General features: G+C 68.1%; 22 protein-coding genes. 18 read left to right on the top strand and 4 right to left on the bottom strand.

The window, feature by feature from the left end; translation table 11 throughout:
• Positions 1-145 precede the first annotated feature (145 nt).
• Positions 146-1,183, bottom strand: a complete 1,038-nt coding sequence (locus tag E5K04_RS00005) for an ABC transporter substrate-binding protein (protein ID WP_136550847.1) — start codon at positions 1,181-1,183, stop codon at positions 146-148.
• A gap of 88 nt (positions 1,184-1,271) precedes the next feature.
• On the bottom strand, positions 1,272-3,401 hold the full coding sequence (locus E5K04_RS00010) for an oxidoreductase (protein WP_136550848.1): 2,130 nt from the start codon (positions 3,399-3,401) through the stop codon (positions 1,272-1,274).
• A 172-nt stretch (positions 3,402-3,573) separates the two neighbouring features.
• Between E5K04_RS00010 and E5K04_RS00015 the strand changes: the two genes are divergently transcribed.
• The 12 genes from E5K04_RS00015 (at position 3,574) to E5K04_RS00070 (ending at position 15,417) form a co-directional block, all read left to right on the top strand.
• On the top strand, positions 3,574-4,338 hold the full coding sequence (locus tag E5K04_RS00015; RefSeq protein ID WP_136550849.1) for an SDR family oxidoreductase: 765 nt from the start codon (positions 3,574-3,576) through the stop codon (positions 4,336-4,338).
• A gap of 127 nt (positions 4,339-4,465) precedes the next feature.
• Complete coding sequence (locus E5K04_RS00020; RefSeq protein ID WP_136550850.1) at positions 4,466-5,515, top strand: Rieske 2Fe-2S domain-containing protein; 1,050 nt, start codon at positions 4,466-4,468, stop codon at positions 5,513-5,515.
• Between the two features lie 157 nt (positions 5,516-5,672).
• A complete protein-coding gene (locus E5K04_RS00025; RefSeq protein WP_136550851.1) occupies positions 5,673-6,569 on the top strand; it encodes a VOC family protein in 897 nt (298 codons plus the stop codon).
• 10 nt (positions 6,570-6,579) lie between these two features.
• Positions 6,580-7,455 carry a CoA transferase subunit A gene (locus E5K04_RS00030; RefSeq protein ID WP_136550852.1) on the top strand — a complete coding sequence of 292 codons (876 nt, stop codon included), beginning with the start codon at positions 6,580-6,582 and terminating at the stop codon, positions 7,453-7,455.
• 10 nt (positions 7,456-7,465) lie between these two features.
• Complete coding sequence (locus E5K04_RS00035) at positions 7,466-8,266, top strand: CoA-transferase subunit beta (protein WP_136550853.1); 801 nt, start codon at positions 7,466-7,468, stop codon at positions 8,264-8,266.
• Between the two features lie 21 nt (positions 8,267-8,287).
• Complete coding sequence (locus tag E5K04_RS00040; protein WP_136550854.1) at positions 8,288-9,181, top strand: enoyl-CoA hydratase; 894 nt, start codon at positions 8,288-8,290, stop codon at positions 9,179-9,181.
• Positions 9,181-10,266, top strand: coding sequence for an NAD(P)H-dependent flavin oxidoreductase (locus E5K04_RS00045; protein WP_136550855.1), 1,086 nt, complete (start codon positions 9,181-9,183; stop codon positions 10,264-10,266). Before E5K04_RS00040 ends, E5K04_RS00045 begins: the two co-directional genes overlap by 1 nt.
• A 96-nt stretch (positions 10,267-10,362) precedes the next feature.
• A complete protein-coding gene (locus E5K04_RS00050) occupies positions 10,363-11,115 on the top strand; it encodes an enoyl-CoA hydratase family protein (protein ID WP_136550856.1) in 753 nt (250 codons plus the stop codon).
• A 15-nt stretch (positions 11,116-11,130) separates the two neighbouring features.
• The gene (locus tag E5K04_RS00055) at positions 11,131-12,276 is read left to right on the top strand and encodes an acyl-CoA dehydrogenase family protein (RefSeq protein WP_136550857.1); all 1,146 of its coding nucleotides are present in this window, start codon (positions 11,131-11,133) and stop codon (positions 12,274-12,276) included.
• Positions 12,277-12,286: 10 nt separating this feature from the next.
• A complete protein-coding gene (locus tag E5K04_RS00060) occupies positions 12,287-13,339 on the top strand; it encodes an acyl-CoA dehydrogenase family protein (RefSeq protein WP_136550858.1) in 1,053 nt (350 codons plus the stop codon).
• 22 nt (positions 13,340-13,361) lie between these two features.
• Positions 13,362-14,513, top strand: coding sequence for an acetyl-CoA C-acetyltransferase (locus E5K04_RS00065; RefSeq protein ID WP_136550859.1), 1,152 nt, complete (start codon positions 13,362-13,364; stop codon positions 14,511-14,513).
• A 25-nt stretch (positions 14,514-14,538) separates the two neighbouring features.
• The gene (locus E5K04_RS00070; RefSeq protein ID WP_136550860.1) at positions 14,539-15,417 is read left to right on the top strand and encodes an SDR family oxidoreductase; all 879 of its coding nucleotides are present in this window, start codon (positions 14,539-14,541) and stop codon (positions 15,415-15,417) included.
• A gap of 72 nt (positions 15,418-15,489) precedes the next feature.
• On the opposite strand, the gene E5K04_RS00075 is transcribed toward E5K04_RS00070, so the two are convergent.
• The gene (locus E5K04_RS00075; protein ID WP_136550861.1) at positions 15,490-16,677 is read right to left on the bottom strand and encodes an acetyl-CoA C-acyltransferase; all 1,188 of its coding nucleotides are present in this window, start codon (positions 16,675-16,677) and stop codon (positions 15,490-15,492) included.
• A gap of 62 nt (positions 16,678-16,739) precedes the next feature.
• The gene (locus E5K04_RS00080; RefSeq protein ID WP_136550862.1) at positions 16,740-17,156 is read right to left on the bottom strand and encodes a MerR family transcriptional regulator; all 417 of its coding nucleotides are present in this window, start codon (positions 17,154-17,156) and stop codon (positions 16,740-16,742) included.
• Positions 17,157-17,319: 163 nt separating this feature from the next.
• On the opposite strand from E5K04_RS00080, the gene E5K04_RS00085 reads away from it, so the two are divergent.
• The 6 genes from E5K04_RS00085 to E5K04_RS00110 all read left to right on the top strand — a co-directional run bounded on the left by E5K04_RS00085 (position 17,320) and on the right by E5K04_RS00110 (position 24,434).
• On the top strand, positions 17,320-18,168 hold the full coding sequence (locus E5K04_RS00085) for a 3-hydroxyacyl-CoA dehydrogenase family protein (RefSeq protein ID WP_136550863.1): 849 nt from the start codon (positions 17,320-17,322) through the stop codon (positions 18,166-18,168).
• A gap of 137 nt (positions 18,169-18,305) precedes the next feature.
• On the top strand, positions 18,306-20,282 hold the full coding sequence (locus E5K04_RS00090; protein ID WP_136550864.1) for an AMP-dependent synthetase/ligase: 1,977 nt from the start codon (positions 18,306-18,308) through the stop codon (positions 20,280-20,282).
• Between the two features lie 12 nt (positions 20,283-20,294).
• Positions 20,295-21,083, top strand: a complete 789-nt coding sequence (locus E5K04_RS00095; RefSeq protein ID WP_136550865.1) for an ABC transporter ATP-binding protein — start codon at positions 20,295-20,297, stop codon at positions 21,081-21,083.
• 21 nt (positions 21,084-21,104) lie between these two features.
• The gene (locus E5K04_RS00100) at positions 21,105-21,986 is read left to right on the top strand and encodes a branched-chain amino acid ABC transporter permease (protein WP_136550866.1); all 882 of its coding nucleotides are present in this window, start codon (positions 21,105-21,107) and stop codon (positions 21,984-21,986) included.
• Between the two features lie 20 nt (positions 21,987-22,006).
• On the top strand, positions 22,007-23,071 hold the full coding sequence (locus tag E5K04_RS00105) for a branched-chain amino acid ABC transporter permease (RefSeq protein ID WP_136550867.1): 1,065 nt from the start codon (positions 22,007-22,009) through the stop codon (positions 23,069-23,071).
• 55 nt (positions 23,072-23,126) lie between these two features.
• Positions 23,127-24,434, top strand: a complete 1,308-nt coding sequence (locus E5K04_RS00110) for an ABC transporter substrate-binding protein (protein WP_136550868.1) — start codon at positions 23,127-23,129, stop codon at positions 24,432-24,434.
• The last annotated feature ends 44 nt before the right edge of the window (positions 24,435-24,478 follow it).

Genomic DNA, 24,478 nt, shown 5'->3' on the forward strand with positions numbered 1-24,478 from the left:
ACCATGATGGTGTTCGGCGACGCGAAGAAGGTGGTCGAAGACCTGGTCAAGGGCGCCGAGCACGCCTAAGGCAGCGCCAGATCAAATGGAAAGGCCGCGGCATTCGCCGTGGCCTTTGTGCTTTGCAGCGTCTCGGCGCTGCGGGTCAGTCCTTGCCGGTGGAGAGCCAGCGCTCGAAGCGTGCCTCGAGTGACTTGCCGTTGGCTGCCCAGAACGCGCTGTCCAGTTGCAGCGCGCCCTGGCGGTTGGCGTCGCTGCCGGGCAGGCGCTGGGCAAGCTCGGCGGGCAGCATGGCGATGGCTTCCTTGCGGGTCGGGCCGTAGTCGATATAGCGCGAGTAGGTCGCCTGGTTTTCCGGCTGGCTCGCGAACGCGATAAAACTCGTCGCCAGCGCGGTGTTGCCGCCCTTGGGGACCGCCCAGTAGTTGACGTTGTTGATATTACCCGGCCAGCTGACCTTCAGTTGCGGCCAGTCGCGGGCGGCGCGCGTGATGCGCCCGCTGAAGCCAAGCGCCATCGACACCTGCTCGTGGGCGAGCATCTGCGCCGGTTGCGCCGGCGACTCCCACCACACGATATGCGGGCGCAACGCGTCGAGCTTCCTCAGCGCACGCTTGACGCCGGCCTCGGTCGACAGCGTCGGGTAGATTTCGGCCGCCGGCACGCCGTCGGCCAATAGCGCCGCCTCCAGCGTGTAGCGCGCGCTGCGGTTCATCGCGCGCTTGCCGGCAAAACGGCGAGTATCCCAGAAGTCGGCCCAGCCTTGTGGGGCCTTGGCGAGCATCTTCTGGTTGTACGCGAGCACCGCCGACCAGGTGAAAATGCCGGCGCCGCATTCGCTGGTGGCACCGGTCAGGAAGGCCTCGCGCGGCGCGATCGCCGCCCAGTCGAGCTTCTCGAAGCGACCCTCGGCGCAGCCGCGCGCCAACTCCGGCGCGGACACCTCAACCACGTCCCAGCGGCCGCCGGGTGCCGTGTTGCGGCCGGCGACGATCTCGCGGTAGTAGTGGCCGTTGTAGTCGTCGGCGTAGACGCCGACGCCGCTTGCGCGGTGGAAGGGCTGGTAGTAGGCGATTTCCTGCGCCGCCTTGTTGGCGCCGCCGAAAGACAGCACGTTGAGGTCGGCCGCGTGGGCGGCACCGGATGCGGCGAGCAGGAGCACGCAGGTACGGAGGTATGGCATGGCTATCCCCTTTTGGACAGGGCCGCCCTCATGGGAGCGGCCCGATTTTTTACCCTTGTACCGCAAAGGGAAATGACAAACAACTAGTTTATGCGGCAAGGCCCGCCCGCCTGCCTGCCGCGAGGGCGCCTTCGATGTAGCCAAGGCCCGCCGCGTCGCCGATCAGCGCGACCCTGAAGCCCGCACTTTCGAGCGAACGCGCCACGCTGTCGTCGCCGCGCGCGCCGCTGGCGAGTACCACCGAGTCGGCGCGTACGCGCGTCTCGCCGTCTGCACCCTCGCACACCAGCGTCTTGCCGTCGATCAGCCGGACGCGGGTGTCGCGCAGCAGCGTGACTTGATGCTTGCCAAGCTCGCCCAGTACATGCCAGCGGCGGACGATGGACAGTTCGCGCCCCAGCGAGCTGCTCTCTTCGATCACCGTCACCTTGCGTTTGCGCGCGACCAGGAATTCGGCAAGTTCCAGCCCGACCAGTCCGCCGCCAACGATCGCGACCGTTTCGCCCAGCGGCATCCAGACATGGCTGAGCTTTTGCAGGGCAGCGCCGCTACCGGTGACGCCCGACAGGTTGCCTGCCTTCATCAGCGCGCGCTGCGCAAGGCTGAGCTTCTTGCGGGCGACGTCTTCGGCGCCGTCGCCGGTTAACAGTGCGCGTAGTTCGTCGCCGCTGAACACATGGTTTTGGTCGGCGCCTTCGATGGCGGCGCCGTCACGGCGCGCGCCGCTGGCGACCAGCACCAGGTCGGGTGCCAGCTCCTTCAATAGCGCTGGGGTCGCCTCGGTCGACAGCTTCACATCGATTGGCAGGCGGCGCATCTCGGCTGCCAGGTAGTCGAGCAGACGGCCGTTTTCCGGGTAGGCGAGCGAGGCGAAGAACAGCGTACCGCCCAGACGGGCTGATTTCTCGACCAGCGTCACCCGGTGGCCACGCAGCGCGGCGGTACGCGAGGCTTCCATGCCGGCCGGCCCGCCGCCGACCACCACCACATGGCGCTGGGCGTCGGCCGGGCCTTGCGCCTCTTCGCTTTCGCGCCCGCACGAGGGGTTGGCGGCGCACTTGACGCTCTGGTTGACGAAGATCTGGCTCACGCAGGTGTAGCAATAGATGCAAGGGCGGACTTCGGAGGCGCGGCCCTGGGCGAGCTTGTTGGGTAACTCCGGGTCGGCCAACAGCTTGCGGCCCATCGCGATCGCGTCGATCGCGCCGCGGCCGATCACCGCGTCGGCCTCTTCCGCTTCGACGCGGCCGACGCCGATCACCGGCACGCTGACGGCCTGTTTGACCCGCTCTGCCAGCGGCAACAGCCCGCCCTGCGCGTGCACCAAGGGTGCGCGCGTGAAGTTGATGCTGCGGTGCGCCGACGCGTAAGCGGACACATGGATCGCGTCGGCGCCAGCCGCCTCGGCCAGGCGCGCGGCGGCGACCGCGTCGTTCGGGGTGATACCGCCTTCGAAATCGATCTCCTCGCCGTCCAGGCGCACCCATACCGGATAGTCCGCCCCGCAGCGCGCCTTGACCGCGCGGATCACCTCGACCATCAGCCGTGCGCGGTTTTCGAGCGGGCCGCCGTATTCGTCATCGCGGTGGTTGCTGTGCGCGGACAGGAAGCCCGCGATGATATAGGTGTGCGCACAGTGCAACTCGACGCCGTCAAAGCCGGCCTGTTTGGCACGCCAGGCGGCGGCGGCGAACCACTCGACCATCTGCGCGATGTCGGCTTTGTCCATCACGCGGATCTTCGGCGCGCTGCGGATCTGGTTTGAGATGAAGCCGGCGCGCTCCTCGGGCGTCAGCGTCGCCATCATGTCGCTTTGCTTGGGCGTGGGCAGCGACGGCACCCACAGTTCACGCCCGTCGACCAGGTCGCGGATCGCCGTCTTGCCTGCGTGTTGCAACTGCACGGCGATCTTGCCGCCGGCCGCATGCACGCGCCGCGCGATGGCCGCCATGCCGGGGATGAAGCGGTCATCCGACAAGCCGCTCTGGAAAGGCTCGGCGGTGCCGGCGGGGAAGGCGACCGAGACCACCCCCATGATCAGCAGGCCGGCGCCGCCGGCGGCGCGGGCCTCGTAATAGGCCTGGATGCGTTCGGTGCAGCTGCCGTCGGTCTCGGCCATGTTGTCGCCCATCGGCGCGAGGATGATGCGGTTCTTAAGCTTCAGGCTGCCGATCGAAAGCGGCGACATCAGGCGGGAATAGGGGGCGTTGGCGCTCATGGTGCGGTCTCCTCCAGCTAGGCGGTTGCCGGCCGGTCGCTGCCGGCCCATCATCGCACGAGTGTCTGTGCATATGCCATGCACCTCATCGTCCGTTCGGAGGGTGTCGCGCACGCGGGTGCGCCTGAGAATCGGGTTACCTGCAGGGCTCTAACCAGATAGGGAGTAAACCATGGCTTCAATCGTCATTACAGGCAGTGCGTCCGGCATCGGCGCGGCCACCGCGGCCATGCTGCGCGAGGCCGGACACCAGGTCGTCGGCGTCGACGTCGCCGGCGCCGAAGTGTGCGTCGACCTCTCAAGCGCCGCCGGCCGCGCCGCCGCTATCGACGGCGCGCTGACCCGTTGCGGCGGGCGCATCGACGCGCTGGTGCTGTGCGCCGGGCTGGGCGCGACCCACGCGCCGGAAAAGATTGCTTCGGTCAATTATTTCGGTGTCAGCGAACTGCTCGACGGCTTCAAGGGTGCGCTCGAGGCGGGCACGATGAAGTCGGTAGTGGTGGTCGCCTCGGTCGCCGCGACCCACGGCGAATGGGAGGGTAGCCCGTTGCGGGAGGCCTTCCTCGCCGGTGACGAAGAGAAGGCGCGCGCGCTGTGCGCCGCGACGGGTCATGCCGCCGCTGCCTACGCTGCCTCCAAGCACGCGGTGGTGTGCGACGTGCGCCGGCGCGCCGCCGCCTGGGGCGCGCGCGGCGTGCGCTTGAATGCGGTCGCGCCCGGCGCGGTCGAGACGCCGCTGTTGCAGCAGAGCATCGCCGACCCGGTGGTCGGCAAGGCGACCGCCGCGTTCATCCCGCCCTTGGGCCGGCGGGCCGAGCCAGCCGAGATCGCGCAGGTGATCGGCTTCTTGCTGTCGGATGCGGCAAGCTACGTGCACGGCAGCTTGCTGGTGGTCGACGGTGGCATCGACGCGTTGGCGCGCCCCTGCCGTTTTTGATCTGCGTCAAATAAATGCCCCGGGCGGGGGTGGGGTAGTCCGTCCGGGGTATGAAGGGCCGGCCCTGCCGGCCTTAAGTTCTTCTGCATGACCGGGGCTGCCCCGGCTGTGACCATGGAGAACCTAGATGACCAATCTGTCCATCGCCCCCGACCTGCCGGTATTCAAGAGCGAGTTGCCGACCCGCTACGCGCGCGGCTGGCACTGCATCGGCGTCGCCGCCGACTACCGTGACGGCAAGCCGCACACCCTCGACGCCTTCGGCACCCGTCTGGCGGTGTTTGCCGACAGCCAGGGCAAGATCAACGTGCTCGACGCCTACTGCCCGCACATGGGCGCCGACCTGTCGCACGGCACGATCGAAGGCGACCTGCTGGTCTGCCCGTTCCACCAGTGGCGCTTCGGTGCCGACGGCAAGTGCCAGGAAATCCCGTACTGCAAGCGGGTGCCGGTCAAGGCCAAGACCCGCAAGTGGCTGACCTGCGAGGAAAACGGCCTCTTGTTCGTCTGGCACAACGTCGAGGGCCGCGCGCCGGCCGAGGGCATCGTCATCCCGCACCTGCCTGAGCTCGATTCGGACGAATGGTCGGACGACTGGATGCTCGACACCCTGCTGATCGAGACCAACCCGCGCGAACTGGTCGACAACCTGGTCGACGCGCAGCACTTCGGCCCGGTACACGGTGCGCCGACCAAGTATTTCGCCAACGTGTTCGAAGGCCATGTCGCGCACCAGGTCTTTCACGGCGACTCCGAGCGCCTCGGCGGCGACCTCATCGCCGAGTCGGCGTACTACGGCCCGGCGGTGCACCTGACGCGCATGCGCGCCAACTACGACGGCCGCCTGATGGAGTGCATTCTGCTCAACGCCAACACGCCGATCACACAGACCAGCTTCCAGCTGCGTTTCGGCGTGCGCGTGAAGAAGCAGCCGGACTGGACCGCAGAGCAGAACCTCGAGGCCGCGCGCGGCTACGTCCAGCAGAACCGCGACTCCTTCTACCAGGACGTCGCGATCTGGCAGAACAAGATCCGCGTCAACAACCCTGTGCTGGCCGAGGGCGACGGCCCGGTCTACCAGCTGCGCGAATGGTACGAGCAGTTCTTCACCGACGAGGACGAGGTGTCGGCCAAGCTCAAGGAGCGCGTCGAGATCGTGACCTGGGACAAGCGCTAGGCGCACAGCCCGGCGTACGCTCGCCCACCCTGCGGGGTGGGCTTTTTGTTTTTGTGGCAGGTGCCGTGCCGCCGTCCGGATGGACGATGCCCGCCCTTGCCCGCGCCGCCACAATCCGTCCAATCGCCCGCACGGGTGTCAACGACGGAGGTGGAACATGGTCCAGATCAGGGCGCTGGCCTACGTGGTCGCGCAATGCCGCTCGCCCGAGCGCTGGGTGGCTTACGCGCACGAGGTATTGGGGGCGATGGCGCAAAGCCGGGACGACGGCAGCGTGCTTGTGAAAGTCGACGAGCGCCCCTACCGCATCCTGGTCGAGCGCGGGGACGACGACCGTTACCTCGCCTCGGGCTGGGAGCTGGCCGGCGAAGCCGCCTACGCCGCGCTCAAGGCGCGGCTCGACGCGGCCGCCTGCGCTTTCGTCGAGGCGGACGCAGCGCTGTGCGCGTCGCGCAAGGTCAACGCGCTACTCGCGTTGACCGACCCTTCCGGCAACCGCCACGAATTCTTCTGGGGGCCGCAGCTCGATGCGCAGCCCTTCGCGTCGCCGCAGGGGGTGTCGCACTTCGTCACGGGCGAACTGGGTATGGGCCACACCGTGCTGCCGGCGGTCAACTTCGATGCCACGCGCGACTTCTTCGTGAAGGTGCTGGGCTTTGGCGTGTCCGACACCTTCAACTTCCGTCCCGACCCGGCAGCGCCGGCGATCCCTATCCATTTCCTGCACTGCGCGAACGGCCGTCACCACAGCCTGGCGCTGGCCGGTTTTCCGTCGCCGGAAGGCTGCGTGCACATGATGCTCGAAGTGCCGAACATGACCGACGTCGGCCGCGCGCACGACCGGCGGGCGAAACACGGCGTCAAGCTGATGGCGACGCTGGGCCAGCACCTGAACGACAAGATGACGTCCTTTTACATGCGCACGCCGTCGATGTTCGCGCTCGAGTACGGCTTTGGCGGCCTCGTCTGCGACTGGGAGCGGCATAGCGCGTTCGAGGCGACCGAGGTCAGCGTGTGGGGCCACGATTTCGGCGTCGGTTTCAACGAGCAGTAAGGGGCAGACCATGAACAAGGAAATGACGCTGTCGCAGGCGTGCGCGCAGATCGAGTCGGGGATGACGATCGGCATCGGCGGCTGGGGTCCGCGCCGCAAGCCGATGGCGCTGGTGCGCGAACTGGTCCGCAGCGACGTGCGCGACCTGACCGTGGTTGCCTACGGCGGCCCCGAAGTCGGCATGCTGTGCGCGGCCGGCAAGGTGAAGAAGCTGGTGTTCGGCTTCGTGACCATGGACGCGATCCCGCTCGAGCCCTTCTACCGCAAGGCGCGCGAGGCGGGTGAGCTCGAACTGATGGAGCTGGACGAGGGGATGCTCGAGTGGGGCCTGCGCGCCGCCGGCATGCGCCTGCCCTACCTGCCGACCCGCTGCGGCCTGGCGAGCGACGTACTGGCGAAGTGCCCGGCCCTCAAGACCGTCGCTTCGCCGTATGACGACGGCGAGGTGCTGCTGGCGATGCCCGCGCTGACGCTCGACGTCGCGCTCTTGCACGTGAACGACGCCGACCGCTGGGGCAATACGCTGATCACCGGGCGCGACGCCTACTTCGACCACCTGTTCGCGCGCGCCGCCGAATGCACCCTGGTCAGCTGCGAGCGCCTGACGGACAAGTTCGCGCTCAGTGCAGAAGAAGCGCGCGCCAACCTGTTCGAGCGCTATCTGGTCAGCGGTGTCGTGCACGCCCCGGGCGGTGCGCACCCGACGCTGAACAACCCCGACTACGGCTGGGACCTCGCGCACATGAAGGCGTACGTCGCTGCCGCGGCCGAAGAGGGTGGCTGGGCCGCGTACCGCGCCCGCCATATCGACGGCGGCGAAGCGGCGTACCGCGCGCAAAACGGCCTTCCTACCAGGCTCGCCGAACTTTCCCACCCGATCTTCTGAGGAGGCCGCGATGAGCCAGCCTTACGACTACACGCTTGCCGAACTGATGGTCACAGCCGCGTCCGACGCGTGGCGCGGCGACGGCGAGATCCTCGCCTCCGGCATCGGCGTGATCCCGCGCCTGGGCGCGAGCCTCGCCAAGCTCACCCACACGCCGGAACTGTTGATGACCGACAGCGAGGCCTTCCTCGTCGAGGAGCCGGTGCCGCTCGGGCCGCGCGGCGACTTCGAGCCCCGTTACTCGGGCTATATGGGCTTCGAGCGCGTGTTCGAGTGCGTGTGGGGCGGACGCCGCCACGTGATGATCGGCCCGACCCAGATCGACCGCTTCGGGCAGACCAACCTGTCGGTAGTCGGCGACTACGCCAAACCGAAGGCGGCGATGCTCGGCGTGCGCGGCCTGCCGGGCAACAGTATCAACCACGCAAGCTCGATGCTGGTGCCGTCGCACAGCACGCGCGTGTTCGTCGCCGGCGAAGTCGACATGGTCTCCGGCGTCGGCTACAACCCGGCGCGCTGGGGCGAGGGAATGCGCCAGGACTATGTCGACCTGCGCCGCATCGTCACCGACCTGTGCGTGATGGACTTTGGCGGCGCGGACCATGCGGTGCGCGTGATCTCGCTGCACCCGGGCGTGACGCGCGAGCAGGTGGCGGGGGCAACCGGCTTCCCGCTTGAGTTCCTTGCCGATACCCCGGTCACCCGCGCGCCGACGCCGGACGAGTTGGCGATCATCCGCCGGCTCGACCCGCACGAGATGCGCGCGCAGCAGATCAAGGGCAACCCGCCGGCCAACCGCGCCGAACTGTAAGAGCGCCCGCAGGAGGCCAAGATGGACGACACGAACTTTGTCAGCCGCCCGGACGACGCGGTCTACGAGACCGACAGCCCGGTGCTCTACGAGGTAAAGGGCAACGTCGCGTGGATCACGCTGAACCGCCCGGGCTTCAACAACGCTCAGAATTCGCAGATGACGTACGCGCTGGACGACGCCTTCGGCCGCGCGGCGGGCGACGACGCGGTGCGCGCGATCGTGCTCGCCGGCGCCGGCCGCCACTTCTCGGCCGGCCACGACATCGGCACGCCGGGGCGCGACGTCAACCGCAGCTTCGAGCGGCGCGCGTCGATGTGGTGGGACCACAGCAACAAGCCCGGCGGCGAGTTCCTGTACGCGCGCGAACAGGAGGTGTACCTGGGCATGTGCCGGCGCTGGCGCGACCTTCCCAAGCCGACGGTCGCGATGGTGCAGGGCGCCTGCGTCGCCGGCGGGCTGATGCTCGCCTGGGTGTGCGACCTGATCGTCGCCTCGGACGACGCTTTCTTCCAGGACCCGGTGGTGCGCATGGGCATCCCCGGTGTCGAGTATTTCGCGCACGCCTTCGAATTGAACCCGCGCATCGCCAAGGAGTTTTTGCTGCTGGGCGAGAAGATGGGCGCCGAGCGGGCGTACCAGATGGGCATGGTCAACAAGGTGGTGCCGCGGGACGAACTGGAAGCGACGGTCGGCCAGATCGCGCAGAAGCTCGCCGCGCAGCCGCGCCTGGGCGTCGCGCTGACCAAGCAGGCGATCAACCACGCCGAGGACCTGATGGGCAAGCGCGCGTCGATGGACGCGACGTTCGCCTGGCACCATTTCGCGCACGCGCACAACGAGCTGGTGTCGGGCGACAAGCTCGCCGGCTTTGATGCGCGCGCGATGGCGCGCGCCAACCGGGAGGGCGCTTGATGGGCGTGCTCGATACCGAAATCACCCGGCTGCTCGGCTGCCGCTACCCGGTGATCCAGACCGCGATGGGCTGGGTAGCCGATGCGCGTCTGGTCGCGGCCACCGGCAACGCCGGCGGCTTCGGCTTCCTCGCGGCGGCGACTCTGCGCCCGGAAGAGGTCGAGCCGGCCATCCTCGCGGTGAAGGCCGCAAGCGACGCGCCGTTCGGCATCAACTTCCACCTGTTCCAGCCGAACGCCGACGACATCATCACGCTGGCGATCCGTCATGGCCTGCGCGCGGTCAGCTACGGGCGCGGCCCGAACAAGGCGCAGATCCGCCGCCTGAAGGACGCGGGCATCCTGTGCATCCCGACCGTCGGCGCGCTCAAGCATGCGCTAAAGGCGGTCGAACTGGGGGCGGACGCGCTGACCATCCAGGGCGGCGAGGGCGGCGGTCACACCGGCTCGGTGCCGACCACCATCCTGTTGCCGCAGGTGCTCGACGCGGTCGACGTGCCGGTGCTCGCCGCCGGCGGCTTCCGCGACGGGCGGGGCCTGGCGATGGCGCTGGCCGCCGGCGCTGCCGGCATCGCGATGGGCACGCGCTTCCTGATGACCACCGACTCGCCGGTGCCGGCGCCGACACTCGCGAAATACGTCGCGGTGAACGACGTCTCGCGCATCGAGGTGAGCCTCGCCGTCGACGGCATGCGCCACCGGCTGATCCGCAACCCGGTGCTCGAGCGCCTGGAAGGCGCAGGGCCGTTCGCCCGGCTGTGGCTGGCGGTGAAAAGTGCCCGCCGCTTCAGCAGCGAGACCGGCATGAGCGCAGGCCAGATGGTGGCGACGCTGATGCGCGCGCTGCGCGAGGACCCGTCCACCCTCAGCCAGACGGTGATGGCGGCGAGCCAGCCCATGCTGCTTCAGCGCGCGATGGTCGACGGCGTGCCCGACGAGGGCCTGCTCGCCAGCGGCCAGGTCGCCGCGTCGATCGACGCGCTACTCAGCTGCGACGCGCTGATCGGCGGCATCGCGCGCGACGCCGAGGCGCTGCTCGCGCGCTTCGCCCAGCCCTCCGCCGTGCGCGTCACCGCCGCGCACTAGTCCGTTCAGGGGGCGCGCCTTATCGCGCGCCCCTGCACCATTCCCGTATTGCCGGGCGGCGTGCCCGGTGCTGCGAGCGCTTCCAGAGGAAACCCCATGGCCTATTTCGAATCCACCCTGCACCCCGACGGCGTCGCCGAACTGGTGATCGGCCATCCGCCGGTCAACGCCTTGCCCGCGGCCGGCTGGCACGCGCTCTCCGCCGAGATCGCGCGGCTGGGCAACGATGCGGCGACCCGCGTGATCGTGATCCGTGCCGAGGGGCGCGGCTTCTGCGCGGGGGTCGACATCAAGGAGCTCGCCGCCGACGACACGCTGATCGTGTCGGTCAACGCCGGCAACTATGAAACCTTCAAGGCGGTGCACCGGAACCGGGTGCCGGTGATCGCGGCGGTGCACGGCTTCGTGCTGGGTGGCGGCATCGGCATCTGCGGCGCGGCCGACATCGTGATCGCCGCCGACGACGCAAGCTTCGGCCTGCCCGAGGTCGACCGCGGCGCGATGGGCGGCGCGGCGCACCTGCAGCGGATGTTCGGCGTGCAGAAGACGCGCTACCTGTTTTTCACCGGCGAGATGATCGGTGCGGACGAGGCGTTCCGCCTGAACGCGATCGAGCGCGTGGTGCCGCGTGTCGAGCTGCGCGAGACGGCGCTCGCCGTCGCCCGCAAGATCGCCGCCAAGAGCCCGGCGATGATCCGCATCGCCAAGGAGGCGCTCAACGGCGTCGAGGACGGCGACCTGGAGGCCAAGTACCGCTGGGAGCAGGGCTTCACCCTGCAGGCCTACATGAGCCCGGATTCGGCGAAGACCCGGGATGCCTTCGTCGAGAAGCGCGAAGCGAAATTCTGAGGCGAGGAGACGGCGATGGACCTCAACTATACCCCCGCGCAGCAGGCATTCCGTCAGGAAGTGCGCGCCTGGATGCGCGAGAACGTGCCGGGCGATCTGCCGGACTACGACACCTGGGAAGGCTTCGAGGCGCATCGCGCCTGGGAACAAAAGCTGGGCGACAGCGGCTGGGGCATGGTCACCTGGCCCGAGGCGCTCGGCGGGCGCGGCTGCGACCTCTTCGAGTGGCTGATCTTCGAGGAGGAGTACTACGCGGCCAGCGCGCCGCTCAGGCTCAACCAGAACGGCATCTTCCTGCTCGGCCCCACCCTGATGGAGTTCGGCACCGACGCGCAGAAGGCACGTTTCCTGCCGCGCATGGCGCGCTGCGACGACATGTGGGCGCAGGCGTGGAGCGAGCCGGGCGCGGGCTCGGACATGGCGGCGATCCGCACCACCGCCTACCGCGACGGCGACCACTACGTGATCAACGGCCAGAAGACCTGGTCGACCCGCGCGCGCTGGGCGGACTGGATCTTCGGCCTGTTCCGCAGCGAACAAGGCTCGCAGCGCCACCACGGGCTGAGCTACCTGATGGTGCCGCTGGATGCGCCCGGGGTCACCGTGCGGCCGATCCGCCAGCTCAACGGGCTGGCCGGGTTCGCCGAGATCTTCTTCGACGAGGTGCGCGTGCCGGTGGACAACCGACTGGGCGAGGAGGGCGAGGGCTGGTCGGTGGCGATGGCGACCGCCGGCTTCGAGCGCGGGCTGATGCTCAGGTCGCCCGCCCGTTACCAGGCGACCGCGCGCCGCCTTGCCGCGCTATACCGCGCGCACTCCGAGGCGGCACGGCGCGACCCGGCGCTGCGCGAGCGCGTCGCCGCCGCGCTCGCCGCGACCGAGGCGTACGCGCTGTCAACCTACCGTACGGTCAGCCTGCTCGCCGCCGGCGGCAAGATCGGCCCCGAGGCCAGTACCAGCAAGATCTTCTGGTCCGAGCTTGACCTGCAGTTGCACGAGGCGGCGCTGGCCATCCTGGGCAGCCACGCGGAGCTCGACACGGCCGAGGCACGCCGCTGGATGGAAGGCTTCATGTTCGCGCAGGCCGGGCCGATCTACGCCGGCAGCAACGAGATCCAGCGCAACATCATCGCCGAGCGCATGCTCGGGCTGCCGCGCTAAGGAGGACACGATGGACTTCACGTTTACGCAGGACCAGAAGAGTTTCCGCGACGCGGTACGCGCGGCGTTCATGGTCGAGGCCACCCCCGACGTGGTGCGCGAAGGCTGGGAACACGCATCCGGCGTCGCGCCGTCGCTCGCGGGCTTGATCGCCGAGCAGGGGCTGACCGCCTTGTCGGTGCCCGAGGCGTTTGGCGGCCTCGCCCTGTCGGATACCGACTGGGCCTTGCTCACGCAGGAATTCGGCTACTACGCGGTGCCGGACGCGCTGCTTACCACCAGCTACCCGGCCGCCTGCCTGATCCGCGAATTGCCGGACGCCGCCAACCGCCAGCAGGCGTGGCTGCCGGCGCTCTGCGAAGGGCGGCTGTCGGTCGCCGTCGGGCACCCGCTCAGCCCGCTGGTGGGCGACGCCGACCGCGCCGACCTGCTGTTGTTGTGGCACGAGGACGAGGTGCACGCATTGCCGCGCGCCGACGTCGATATCGCGCCAGTGGCGAGCGTCGACCCGTCCCGCCGCCTGTGCCGTGTCAGCTGGAACCCGTCCTCCGCCAGCCGCGTCGCCGACGCTGAAGCCGGCCGCGGCTTGTGGCAGCGCCTGGTCGACCGCATGGCGCTCGCGATCGCCGGCCAGCAACTGGGGCTGACCCAGCGCATCCTTGACCTTGCGATCGACTACACCGCGCAACGCAAGCAGTTCGGCAAGCCGATTGGCAGCTTCCAGGCGGTCAAGCACCTGCTCGCCGACGTCGCGGTCAAGAGCGAGTTCGCCAGGCCGGTATTGGGCCGCGCCGCCTACGCGCTCGAACACGGCCACCCCAACGCCGGCGCCTACGTGTCGCACGCGCGCCTCGCCTGCGGGGAGGCCGCGTGGCTCGCCGCGCGCAACGGCATCCAGGTGCACGGCGCGATCGGTTACACCTGGGAGTGTGACCTGCAGATCTACATGAAGCGGGTCTGGGCGCTCGAATCGGCGTGGGGCGACGCCGCTTACCACAAGGCGCGCGTCGCCGACTGGGTGCTTGCCGACGGTGCCGCCGGCCCCGGCGTCACCTTCGCGTAAACGCAATCCACAAGGACAGACCATGGCAGAAGCTTATATCGTCGACGCGCTGCGCAGCCCGACCGGCAAGCGCAAGGGGACGCTCGCCGAGGTGCATGCGGCCGACCTAGGCGCGCATGTGATCGGCGCCATCGTCGCGCGCAACGCGATCCCAGCAGAAGATTACGACGACGTGGTGTTCGGCTGCGTCGACACCATCGGCAGCCAGGCCGGCGATATCGCGCGCACCGCGTGGCTTGCCGCCGGGCTGCCGCTGGCGGTGCCCGGCACCACCGTCGACCGCCAGTGCGGCTCGAGCCAGCAGGCGGTGCACTTTGCCGCGCAGGCGGTGATGTCCGGCACCATGGACGTGGTGCTCGCCGGCGGCGTGCAGACCATGACCCGCATCCCGATCTCGGCGGCGATGCTCGCCGGCCAGGCCTACGGTTACAGCACGCCGTTTGCCGAGAGCAGCGGCTGGCGCGCGCGCTTTGCCGACGCGCCGGTCAACCAGTTCTACGCCGCGCAGCGCATTGCCGACCACTGGGGCATCCGCCGCGAGGCGATGGAAGCGTTCGCGCTGGATAGCCACGAGAAGGCGCGCCGCGCGACCGAGGCCGGCCATTTCTCGCGCGAGATCGTCCCGCTATTGGGTCTTGCCCACGACGAGACGGTGCGCTCGACCAGCCTTGCCAGGATGGCCGAGCTCGAGCCGGTCGACCCGGTGTACCCGGGGATTACCGCCGCGGTGTCCAGCCAGACTGCCGACGCGTCCGCCGCGGTGCTGGTCGTGTCTGAGGCCGCGCTCAAGCGTTACGGGCTGACCCCGCGCGCACGCATCCACCACCTGTCGGTACGCGCCGACGACCCGATCTGGCACCTGCGCGCACCGATCCCGGCCACCGAATACGCGCTGAAGAGGTGCGGGATGAAGCTCTCCGACATCGACCTCGTCGAAATCAACGAGGCCTTCGCGTCGGTGGTGATGGCCTGGCAGATCGAGACGGGGTTCGATCCTGCGCGCACCAACGTCAACGGCGGCGCGATCGCGCTGGGCCACCCGCTGGGCGCCTCCGGCGCGCGGCTGATGACCACGCTGCTGCACGAGCTCGAACGCACCGGCGGCCGCTTCGGCCTGCAGACCATGTGCGAAGGCGGCGGCCAGGCCAACGTGACCATCATCGAGCGGCTGTAAAAGCCGCCACACAGGGAGACACCCCATGCAGCTTTGCGAAAACCGCACCGTGATCATCACCGGCGCCGGCGGCGGCCTCGGCCGCGCCTACGCTTTGGCGCTGGCCAAGGCCGGTGCCAGCGTCGTCGTCAACGACATCCGGCTGGAGGCCGCCGAGGCGGTGGCGGCCGAGATCGCCGCTGCCGGCGGCAAGGCGCTCGCCAACGCAGGCGACATCTGTTCGCTCGAAGGCGCGCGCGGCATCGTCGAGGCGGCGCTGGCCGCCTTCGGCGAAGTGCACGCCGTGGTCAACAACGCCGGCATCCTACGCGACCGCATGTTCGTCTCGCTGTCCGAGGAGGATTGGGACGCGGTGATGCGCGTGCACCTGAAGGGGCACTTCTGCCTCGCCCGCGTGCTCGCCGAGCGCTGGCGCAACCTTGCCAAGGACGGCATCGCAGTCGACGCGCGCATCATCAACACTACCTCCGGCGCCGGCCTGCAAGGCTCGATCGGCCAGTCCAACTACGCATCAGCCAAGGGCGGCGTCGCCGCGCTGACGCTGGTGCAGGCAGCTGAACTCGCCCGTTACGGCGTCACCGCCAACGCGCTGGCGCCCGCCGCGCGCACCTCGATGACCGAACAGGGCATGCCCGAGCTCGTGAAGAAGCCCGACAGCGGCTTCGACCACTACGACCCGGCCAACGTCGCGCCGCTGGTGGTGTGGCTTGCGAGCGGAGAAAGCCGCGGCGTCAGCGGCCAGGTGTTCGAGATCGAGGGCGACCGGGTGTCGGTGTGCGACGGCTGGCGCTCCGGCCCCGAGGCGAGGGCAGGCGGCGTGGCCTTCGACGCCGCGTCGATCGGCCAGGTGGTTGCCCGCCTGATCGGCGAGGCGGTGCCGGCCAAGCCGGTGTGGGGCAGCTGAGCGCAGGCCGTTGGCCGCATCGCCTGCCGTACGGCAACAGCCCGCCGCGTGCGGGCTGTTCCTTTGCGGGTGTCAGTAAAGCTCGATCGCCAGCGCGGTCGCCTCGCCGCCGCCGATGCACAGGCTGGCCATGCCGCGCCTGAGGCCGCGTCTTTGCAGGGCGTGCAGCAAGGTGACCAGGATGCGCGCGCCGGACGCGCCGATCGGGTGGCCCAGCGCGCAGGCGCCGCCGTGCACGTTGACCTTGCCCTCCGGCAGGTCCATGTCGTGCATCGCGGCGAGGGCGACCACGGCGAACGCCTCGTTGATCTCGTAAAGGTCGACGTCAGTGGCGCGCCAGCCGATCTGTCCGAGCAGGCGGCGCATCGCGTGCGCCGGCGCCGTGCTGAACCAGGCCGGTTCGTGCGCGTAGCTTGCGTGGCCGACGATGCGCGCCAGCGGCGTGAGCCCGAGCGCGCGCGCGGTCGACTCGCGGGTCAAGGCGAGCGCCGCCGCGCCGTCCGAGATCGAGCTTGAGTTGGCCGCGGTGACCGTGCCGTCCGCCCGGAACGCGGGCTTCAGGGTAGGGATCTTGTCGGCGCAGGCGCTCAGGGGCTGCTCGTCGGTGTCCACCCGCTGCTCGCCCCCGCGCAGCGGCACGCTCACCGGCGCGATCTCGGCGGCAAACGCGCCTTCCCTGATCGCGGCTTGCGCGCGCAAGAGCGACGCGAGCGCAAATTCATCCTGCCGCTGCCGGCTGAAGCCGTAGTGCGCCGCGCAGCGCTCGGCGAACACCCCCATCAGCGTGCCCTTTTCGTACGCGTCTTCCAATCCGTCGAGAAACATGTGGTCCTGGGTGACGCCGTGCCCGAGGCGCTGGCCGGCGCGCATTTTGGGCAGCAGGTAGGGCGCGTTCGACATGCTCTCCATGCCGCCGGCGAGCACGACGCGCGCGCTGCCGCCGAGCAGGGCGTCGTGCGCCATCATCACGGCCTTCATGCCCGAGCCGCACATCTTGTTGATGGTGGTGCAGGGGGTGTGCAGGTCCAGTCCGGCCGCGAGCGCGGCCTGCCGTGCCGGCGCCTGGCCCTGGCCGGCCGGCAGCACGCAGCCCATGATCACTTCGTCGACGGCGTTGGCCGCGAGGCCGGCGCGCTCGCGTGCGGCAGCGAGCGCTACTGCGCCGAGCCCGCTCGCGCCAAGCGCGGCGAGGCTGCCCTGAAAACCGCCCATCGGGGTGCGGGCGGCACTGATGATTACGACCGGATCTGGCTGTGACATGGTTGCCTTTCGTTTACGTAAGCGTACAGCTTGAGGTAAAAAAACCACGCCATAGGCGAGGTTCAGAGTTCGCCTGACGCGGAGCCCGTGCCGCCGGTGCGCTTCTCGATCAGGTGTTCGCACATCTGGCGCAGCGACTGCACCTCGCGGGTGACCACCCGGATGTCCTCGATCTGCTGCATCAGCAGCGCTTCGCGCTGGTTAAGGATCTTCAGGAATTCGAGCAGCTGCGGAGCATCGTCGCGCGCCGCGTCGTACAGGTCGAAGAGTTCGCGGATCTCCTGCAGCGTGAGCCCGATGCGTTTGCCGCGCAGGGTCAGCAGCAAGCGTGTGCGGTCGCGGCGCGAATAGATGCGGTGCTGGCCGCGCCGCTCCGGTGCGATCAGGCCCTGGTCTTCGTAGTGGCGGATGGTGCGGGTAGTGACGTCGAATTCTCGCGCCAGCTCACTGATGGTGTAGGTTCTTTTGTTGTCGTCCATGTTGCTGCTCCGGATGGTTACACGATTCTATCGCGGTGCAATATTTTGTGCTGCCCGCAACAGTACACTCGGTTTGACGCGAAGTCTGAATCCGTTGTTTGACGTTTACGTTCGCGTAAACATATATTAGCGTCATGACACGGCCAGGGTAAAGGGGCAGGCAATGCAAGGCAGACGGATCGCCGTTCTCGGCGCGGGGCAGATGGGCAGCGGCATCGCGCAGGTGTGCGCGCAGGCCGGCCACGACGTGGTCCTGTATGACGTGGCAGGCGCGCAGCTTGAGCGCGCGCGCCGCACGATGACGGCGAGCCTCGCGAGGCTCGCCGCCAAGACGCCGCAGCTTGACGCGGCAGCGGTCATGGCGCGGGTGGTGACGGTGGGCCGTCTCGCCGATCTGGCCGCTTGCGACTGGGTGATCGAGGCGGCGCCCGAACAGCTTGAACTCAAGCTGCGCTTACTGAAGGAAGCCGCCGAGGTGGTGGGAGGGGAGACGGTTATCGCGAGCAATACCTCGTCGATCGGGCTGACCCGGCTGGCCGCCGCGCTGCCCAACCCGGCGCGGGTGATCGGCATGCACTTCATGAACCCGGTGCCGTTGATGCCGCTGGTCGAGGTGATCCGCGCGCTGCAGACCGACGACGCGACACACGCGGCGACCGAGGTGCTGGCCAGACAGTTGGGCAAGACGCCGGTCACGGTCGGCGACGCGCCAGGTTTCGTCTCCAACCGCGTGCTGATGCCGATGATCAACGAGGCGGCGTTCTGCGTGCACGAAGGCGTGGCCACCGCCGAGGCCGTCGACGAGGTGATGACGCTCGGCATGCATCACCCGATGGGGCCGCTCAGGCTGGCCGACTTGATCGGCATCGACACCTGTGTCGCGATCATGGACGTGTTGTGGCGGGAGAGCCGCGACAGCAAGTACCGGGTCTGCCCGCTGCTGGTGCGCTACGCCGAGGCGGGCAGGCTGGGCCGCAAGAGCGGGCGGGGGTTTTATGACTACACCGCCTGAGCGGCGTCGCACCGTGCAGGACAAATATCTTGCCACTGGCATTTTATTTGGCTAAGGTTGTTTTGGTTTACGTTAACGTCAATGTAATGGTGTAGGGCCCGCAGAGGCCGCAAGTTCAAACACAAGGAGACACCGGTATGGCGAGCCCCTTTGACTTGCCCCAGCAAATCACCACGCAGGCCGGCACGGCTGCGGATACCTTCCCTCAGTTGTTGTGCCGGCATGCCCAGGAACGGGCGGAGCGCCCCGCCATGCGCGAAAAGGACCTGGGCATCTGGCAAACCTGGAACTGGCGTCAGGTCGCCGACGAGGTGCGGGCGATGGCCTGCGGCCTCAATGTGCGCGGCGTGTCCCGCGGCGACCGGGTGGCGATCATCGGCGACAACCGTCCGCGCCTTTACTGGGCCATGCTGGCGGCGCAAAGCATCGGCGCGCTGCCGGTACCCCTCTATCAGGACGCGGTCGCCGACGAGATGGTGTTCTCCCTGCGCGACGCCGGCATCAGCGTGGCGGTGGTCGAGGACCAGGAGCAGGTCGACAAGCTGCTGGAGATCCGCGAGCAGTTGCCTGCGCTGCACACCATCGTCTACGACGACACGCGCGGCCTGCGCCACTACGACGCGACAGGCCTTCTGAGCATGGACGCCCTGCTGGGCGAGGGCCGGGTCTTCCACGAGCAGCACCCGGCCTTTTTCCAGCTGAGTGTCGAGGCCGGGCAGGGGCATGACCTCGCGATCATGCTGTATACCTCGGGGACGACCGGCCAGCCCAAGGGGGTCGTGCATACCTTCGACAGCATGATCCACACCGCGCGCGCGGCCGCTGCGATGGAAGGGCTGACCGACCGCGAGGAGGTGCTGGCCTACCTGCCGATGGCGTGGGTCGGCGACAACCTGTTCTCGTTCTCGCAGTCCATGGTGTGCGGCTTCTGCGTCAGCTGTCCGGAGTCGTCGACGACCGTGATGACCGACATGCGCGAGATCGGGCCGACCTATTACTTTGCGCCGCCGCGCGTGTTCGAGAACCTGCTCACCCAGGTCACCATCCGCATGGAGGACGCCGGCCGCATCAAGCGCGCGCTGTTTCGCTACTTCATGGCGCACGCGCGCAAGGTCGGCGTCAGGATCGTCGACAAGGAGCCGGTCGGCTTCTGGGACAGGCTGGGCTACCGGCTCGGCGACTGGCTGGTCTACGGACCGGTCAAGAACGTGCTGGGTTTCTCGCGCATCCGCCTCGCGTATACCGCGGGCGAGGCGATCGGCCCCGAGCTCTTCGCCTTCTACCGCGCGCTCAACATCAACATCAAGCAGCTGTACGGCTCGACCGAAGCCTACGTGATGGTGTGCGTGCAGCCCAACGGCGAGGTGCGCGCCGATACGGTCGGCAAGCCGGCGCCGGGCGTCGAGGTGCGCATCGACGACAAGGGCGAGGTGCTGTTCCGCGGGCCGGGCGTGTTCCACAGCTACTGGCAGCGCGCGGACGCCACCGCCGAGACCCGCAATGCCGAGGGCTGGGTGCACACCGGCGACGCGGGTTTCATCGACGACGCCGGCCACCTGAGGATCATCGACCGCGCCAAAGACGTCGGCCGCCTGACCGACGGTACGCTGTTCGCGCCGAAATATCCGGAGAACAAGCTCAAGTTCTTCCCCTTCATCAAGGAGGTGGTCGCCTTCGGCGACGGGCGCGAGCATGCCGCCGCCTTCATCAATATCGACATCGAGGCTGTCGGCAACTGGGCCGAGCGGCGGGGTCTCGCGTACAGCGGTTACACCGACCTTGCCGCGCAGGACGCGGTGTACGAACTGGTGCGCGACTGCGTCGAGCAGGTGAACGAGAGCCTGTCGGCGGACAGCCGGTTGTCCGGTTCGCAGATCAGCCGCTTCCTGGTGCTGCACAAGGAGCTGGACGCCGACGACGGCGAGCTGACCCGTACCCGCAAGGTGAGGCGCCGCTTCATCGCCGAGCGCTACGCGCCGCTGGTCGACGCGCTGTACAGCGACGCCAGCCGCGGTGTCATCGAAACCGAAGTGCGCTTCGAAGACGGCCGCAGCGGCCGCCTGAGCGCCGACCTCAAGATCGAAACCGCCCGCACCTACCCGCGGGCAGCCTGAGGAAGCGAGCCCATGAATCCCAACCGCAGGATCGGCGACGTCGTGCTGGAAGCCAGCCATATCTCCTTGCGCTTCGGCGGCGTGAAGGCGCTGACCGACATCAGCCTGGACGTGCGCGAGCACGAAGTACTCGCCATCATCGGCCCGAACGGGGCCGGCAAGAGTTCGATGCTCAACGTGATCAACGGGGTGTACCACCCGCAAGAGGGCGAGGTGCGCTACCGCGGCCAGGTACGCCAACGGATGAGCGCGCACCTGGCCGCCCGCCAGGGCATCGCCCGTACCTTCCAGAACATCGCGCTGTTCAAGGGCATGAGCGTGCTCGACAACATCATGACCGGGCGCCAGCACAAGCTGCACGCGAGCCTCTTGGAGCGCGCGCTGTGGTGGGGGCGGGCCGAGCGCGAGGAGCTGCGCGAGCGGTGCCGGGTCGAGGAAATCATCGACTTCCTCGAGATCCAGCATATCCGCAAGACGCCGGTCGGCCGGCTGCCCTACGGCCTGCAAAAGCGGGTCGAACTGGGGCGTGCGCTGGCGATGGAGCCGACGCTGCTGCTGCTGGACGAGCCGATGGCCGGGATGAACGTCGAGGAAAAGCAGGACATGTGCCGCTTCATCCTCGACGTGAACGACGAGTTCGGCACCACCATCGTGCTGATCGAGCACGACATGGGCGTGGTGATGGACATCTCCGACCGGGTCGTGGTGCTCGACTACGGCAAGAAGATCGGCGACGGCGCCCCGGACGAGGTCAAGCACAACCCGGACGTGATCGCCGCCTACCTGGGCACCGCCCACTAAGCCCAAAGCGAGGAAGACGACATGCAGTTTTTTATCGAAGTGCTGGTCGGCGGCCTGCTCGCCGGGGTCATGTATTCGCTGGTCGCGCTCGGCTTCGTGCTGATCTACAAGGCTTCCGGCGTGTTCAATTTCGCGCAGGGCGCGCTGGTGCTGTTCGCCGCGCTGACCTTCGTCAGCCTGCAGGCGATGGGCCTGTCGTTCTGGCTGAGCATGGCGGCGACGCTGGTCATCATGGTCGGCATGGGGGTCGCCATCGAGCGGGTGGTGCTGCGCCCGCTGGTCAACCAGCCGCCGATCGCACTCTTTATGGCGACCATCGGCCTGTCCTTCTTCATCGAGGGGCTGGCGCAGATGGTGTGGGGCACCGAGGTGCACGGGCTGGAGCTTGGCATCGCCGACGAGCCTTTCGAGGTCGGTGGCGTGTTCATCTCCAAGTTCGACCTGTTCGCCGCCGGGCTGTCGGCCTTGCTGGTCGCCGCGCTCGCGCTGTTCTTCCAGTACACCAAGCTGGGCCGTGCACTGCGCGCGGTGGCGGACGACCACCAGGCCGCGCTGTCGGTCGGCATCCCGCTGCAGCATATCTGGGCGGTGGTGTGGGGGGTGGCGGGCTTTGTCGCGCTGGTGTCTGGCCTGCTGTGGGGCTCGCGCCTCGGCGTGCAGTTCGCGCTGACGCTGGTCGTGCTCAAGGCGCTGCCGGTGCTGATCCTGGGCGGTTTCACTTCGGTTCCCGGCGCCATTGTCGGCGGCCTGATCGTTGGCGCCGGCGAGAAGCTGGCCGAGGTCTACCTCGGGCCCTACTTGTCCGGCGGCATTGAAAACTGGTTCCCCTACATGCTGGCGCTGGTCTTCCTGTTGATCCGCCCCGAAGGCCTGTTCGGCGAGCGCCACATCGAGCGCGTCTAGCTCATTCTGGAGAGAAACCCATGTTCTATCGTGAATCCGGCCAGTTCAAGACCAGCTACCGCGCCGACAGCGTCATCTTCCCCATCCTGCAGGACCGCCTGTTTGTCGGCGCGCTGCTGCTGGCCGCGCTGGTGGTGGTGCCGGCGCTGGCGTCGGACTACCTACTCTCCGGCATCCTGATCCCGTTTTTGGTGCTGTCGCTCGCCGCGCTCGGCCTCAACATCCTGACCGGCTACGCGGGCCAGCTCTCGCTGGGGTCGGCGGCCTTCATGGCGGTCGGCGCGTTCGCCACCTACAACTTCATGCTGCGCATCCCGGGGCTCCCGCTGATCGCGGCCATGCTGCTGGGCGGGCTGGTCGCCGCCGTCGTCGGTGTCGCCTTCGGCCTGCCGTCGTTGCGCATCAAGGGGTTTTACCTGGCGGTGGCGACACTCGCCGCGCAGTTCTTCATCGAGTGGGCGCTGACCAAGTTCGGCTGGTTCACCAACTACTCGAGCTCGGGGGTGATCAGCGTGTCCGAGCTGCAGGTGTTCGGCATCGCGCTGGACACCCCGGCGAGCAAGTACGTGTTCACCCTGCTGGTGGTCGCGGTGCTCGCGCTGGCGGCCAAGAACCTGGTGCGCTCGGGCCTGGGGCGGGCGTGGATGGCGGTGCGCGACATGGACGTCGCCGCCGAGGTGATCGGTATCCCGATGCTCAAAACCAAGCTGACCGCGTTTGCCGTGAGTTCGTTCTACTGCGGCGTCGCCGGCAGCCTGTGGGCCTTCGTGCTCCTGGGGACGGTCGACCCGCAGGCCTTCGATCTGCACCGCTCGTTCCAGATCCTGTTCATGATCATCATCGGCGGCGTCGGCTCCATCCTGGGCTCCTTCCTCGGCGCGGCCTTCATCGTGCTGTTGCCCATCGTGCTCAACCAGGCCGGCCAGCTGTTGCACGGCGCGGTCAGCACTTCCTTCCTCTCCAACCTGGAGATGATGATCTTCGGCGGGCTGATCATCTTCTTCCTGATCGTCGAGCCTTTGGGCCTCGCCCGGCTGTGGCAGATCGCCAAGGAAAAGCTGCGCCTGTGGCCCTTCCCGCACTGATAGTTCCCACCCCGATGTTTGTCGCTGCACCCACGATTCCAAGAGGAGAAACGCCATGCAGAAACGTCTGCTTGCCCTGTCCCTGGGCCTGGTCTTTGCCGGTTCCGCCTTTGCGGCCGAACAATTCGTGCCGGTACCGAGCTACCGCGTCGGACCGTACGCGTCCGGCGGTGCCAAGTACTACGGCGGGATGATCGACTACCTCAACTACGTCAACCTGAAGGAGGGCGGTGTCGGCGGCGTCAAGCTCGCCTACGAGGAGTGCGAGACCGAGTACAAGAACGACCGCGGCGTCGAGTGTTACGAGCGCCTGAAGAAAAAGGGCGCGACCGGCGCGTCGGCGTTCAACTTCATGTCGACCGGCATCACCTACGCGACGATGGACCGCGCCGACAAGGACAAGATCCCGCTGATGACCATCGGCTTCGGCCGTGCCGACGCCAAGGACGGCAGCGTGTTCCCCTACGTGTTCCCGCTGGTGACCAGCTACTGGAGCCAGGCGACCGCCAAGATCCAGTTCATCGGCCAGCGCCTGGGCGGCATGGACAAGCTCAAGGGCAAGAAGCTCGTCAACCTGTACCACGGCTCGGCCTACGGCAAGGAGACGCTGCCGGTGCTGGAGGCGATGGCGAAGAAGTACGGCTTCGAGCTCGTCAACGTCGAGGTGCCGGCGCCGGGCACCGAGCAGCAGTCGCAATGGCTGGAAGTGCGCCGCCAGCAGCCCGATTTCGTGCTGTTGCGCAGCTGGGGCGTGATGACGCCGGCCGCGATCAAGGCGGCGACCAAGGTCGGCTTCCCGCGCGACAAGATCATCTCCAACTGGTGGGGCGGCTCGGAAGAGGACGTGATCCCGGCCGGCGAAGCCGCCAAGGGCTATATCGCTGGCAGTTTCGCCGCCGACGGCAAGCAGTTCCCGCTGATCCAGGACATCGAGAAAACCCTTTACGCGCAGGGCAAGGGCAACCTCTCCGACACGGGTTCGATCGGCACCGTCAACTATAACCGCGGCGTGGTGGGCGGGGTGATGCTGGTCGAGGCGATCCGTGTGGCGCAGGGCAAGTACGGCAAGAAGCCGCTGACCGGCGAGCAGATCCGCTGGGGCTTCGAGAATCTGAACATCGACGCGGCGCGCCAGAAGGCGCTGGGCATCAGCAATATGGTGCCGCCGCTGAAGACCTCGTGCAGCAACCATGAAGGCTCGGGCTACACCCGCTTCATGCAGTGGGACGGCAAGGACTGGAAGCCGGTGTCGAACTGGATCCCGGCCGACCGTTCCGTGCTCGACCCGATGGTCAAGGCCAGCGCGGCCAAGTACGCACAAGAGAAGGGCATCACCCCGCGCGATTGCAGCAAGGAAAAGTAAGTCAGGCCCGGCGCCGTGCCGGCAGGCACGGCGCCCCATCAGGA

Origin of the sequence: Crenobacter intestini, assembly GCF_004919095.1 — a bacterium.
Taxonomy (GTDB): domain Bacteria; phylum Pseudomonadota; class Gammaproteobacteria; order Burkholderiales; family Chromobacteriaceae; genus Craterilacuibacter; species Craterilacuibacter intestini.

Excerpts from the sequence above, each read along its gene's own strand:
- E5K04_RS00080 (WP_136550862.1), bottom strand. The coding sequence starts at position 17,156 with ATGGACGACAACAAAAGAACCTACACCATCAGTGAGCTGGCGCGAGAA.
- E5K04_RS00095 (WP_136550865.1), top strand. The coding sequence starts at position 20,295 with ATGAATCCCAACCGCAGGATCGGCGACGTCGTGCTGGAAGCCAGCCAT.
- E5K04_RS00015 (WP_136550849.1), top strand. The coding sequence starts at position 3,574 with ATGGCTTCAATCGTCATTACAGGCAGTGCGTCCGGCATCGGCGCGGCC.
- E5K04_RS00055 (WP_136550857.1), top strand. The coding sequence starts at position 11,131 with ATGGACCTCAACTATACCCCCGCGCAGCAGGCATTCCGTCAGGAAGTG.
- E5K04_RS00025 (WP_136550851.1), top strand. The coding sequence starts at position 5,673 with ATGGTCCAGATCAGGGCGCTGGCCTACGTGGTCGCGCAATGCCGCTCG.
- E5K04_RS00075 (WP_136550861.1), bottom strand. The coding sequence starts at position 16,677 with ATGTCACAGCCAGATCCGGTCGTAATCATCAGTGCCGCCCGCACCCCG.
- E5K04_RS00045 (WP_136550855.1), top strand. The coding sequence starts at position 9,181 with ATGGGCGTGCTCGATACCGAAATCACCCGGCTGCTCGGCTGCCGCTAC.
- E5K04_RS00020 (WP_136550850.1), top strand. The coding sequence starts at position 4,466 with ATGACCAATCTGTCCATCGCCCCCGACCTGCCGGTATTCAAGAGCGAG.
- E5K04_RS00070 (WP_136550860.1), top strand. The coding sequence starts at position 14,539 with ATGCAGCTTTGCGAAAACCGCACCGTGATCATCACCGGCGCCGGCGGC.
- E5K04_RS00040 (WP_136550854.1), top strand. The coding sequence starts at position 8,288 with ATGGACGACACGAACTTTGTCAGCCGCCCGGACGACGCGGTCTACGAG.
- E5K04_RS00060 (WP_136550858.1), top strand. The coding sequence starts at position 12,287 with ATGGACTTCACGTTTACGCAGGACCAGAAGAGTTTCCGCGACGCGGTA.
- E5K04_RS00010 (WP_136550848.1), bottom strand. The coding sequence starts at position 3,401 with ATGAGCGCCAACGCCCCCTATTCCCGCCTGATGTCGCCGCTTTCGATC.
- E5K04_RS00110 (WP_136550868.1), top strand. The coding sequence starts at position 23,127 with ATGCAGAAACGTCTGCTTGCCCTGTCCCTGGGCCTGGTCTTTGCCGGT.
- E5K04_RS00090 (WP_136550864.1), top strand. The coding sequence starts at position 18,306 with ATGGCGAGCCCCTTTGACTTGCCCCAGCAAATCACCACGCAGGCCGGC.
- E5K04_RS00085 (WP_136550863.1), top strand. The coding sequence starts at position 17,320 with ATGCAAGGCAGACGGATCGCCGTTCTCGGCGCGGGGCAGATGGGCAGC.
- E5K04_RS00035 (WP_136550853.1), top strand. The coding sequence starts at position 7,466 with ATGAGCCAGCCTTACGACTACACGCTTGCCGAACTGATGGTCACAGCC.
- E5K04_RS00105 (WP_136550867.1), top strand. The coding sequence starts at position 22,007 with ATGTTCTATCGTGAATCCGGCCAGTTCAAGACCAGCTACCGCGCCGAC.
- E5K04_RS00100 (WP_136550866.1), top strand. The coding sequence starts at position 21,105 with ATGCAGTTTTTTATCGAAGTGCTGGTCGGCGGCCTGCTCGCCGGGGTC.
- E5K04_RS00005 (WP_136550847.1), bottom strand. The coding sequence starts at position 1,183 with ATGCCATACCTCCGTACCTGCGTGCTCCTGCTCGCCGCATCCGGTGCC.
- E5K04_RS00065 (WP_136550859.1), top strand. The coding sequence starts at position 13,362 with ATGGCAGAAGCTTATATCGTCGACGCGCTGCGCAGCCCGACCGGCAAG.
- E5K04_RS00030 (WP_136550852.1), top strand. The coding sequence starts at position 6,580 with ATGAACAAGGAAATGACGCTGTCGCAGGCGTGCGCGCAGATCGAGTCG.
- E5K04_RS00050 (WP_136550856.1), top strand. The coding sequence starts at position 10,363 with ATGGCCTATTTCGAATCCACCCTGCACCCCGACGGCGTCGCCGAACTG.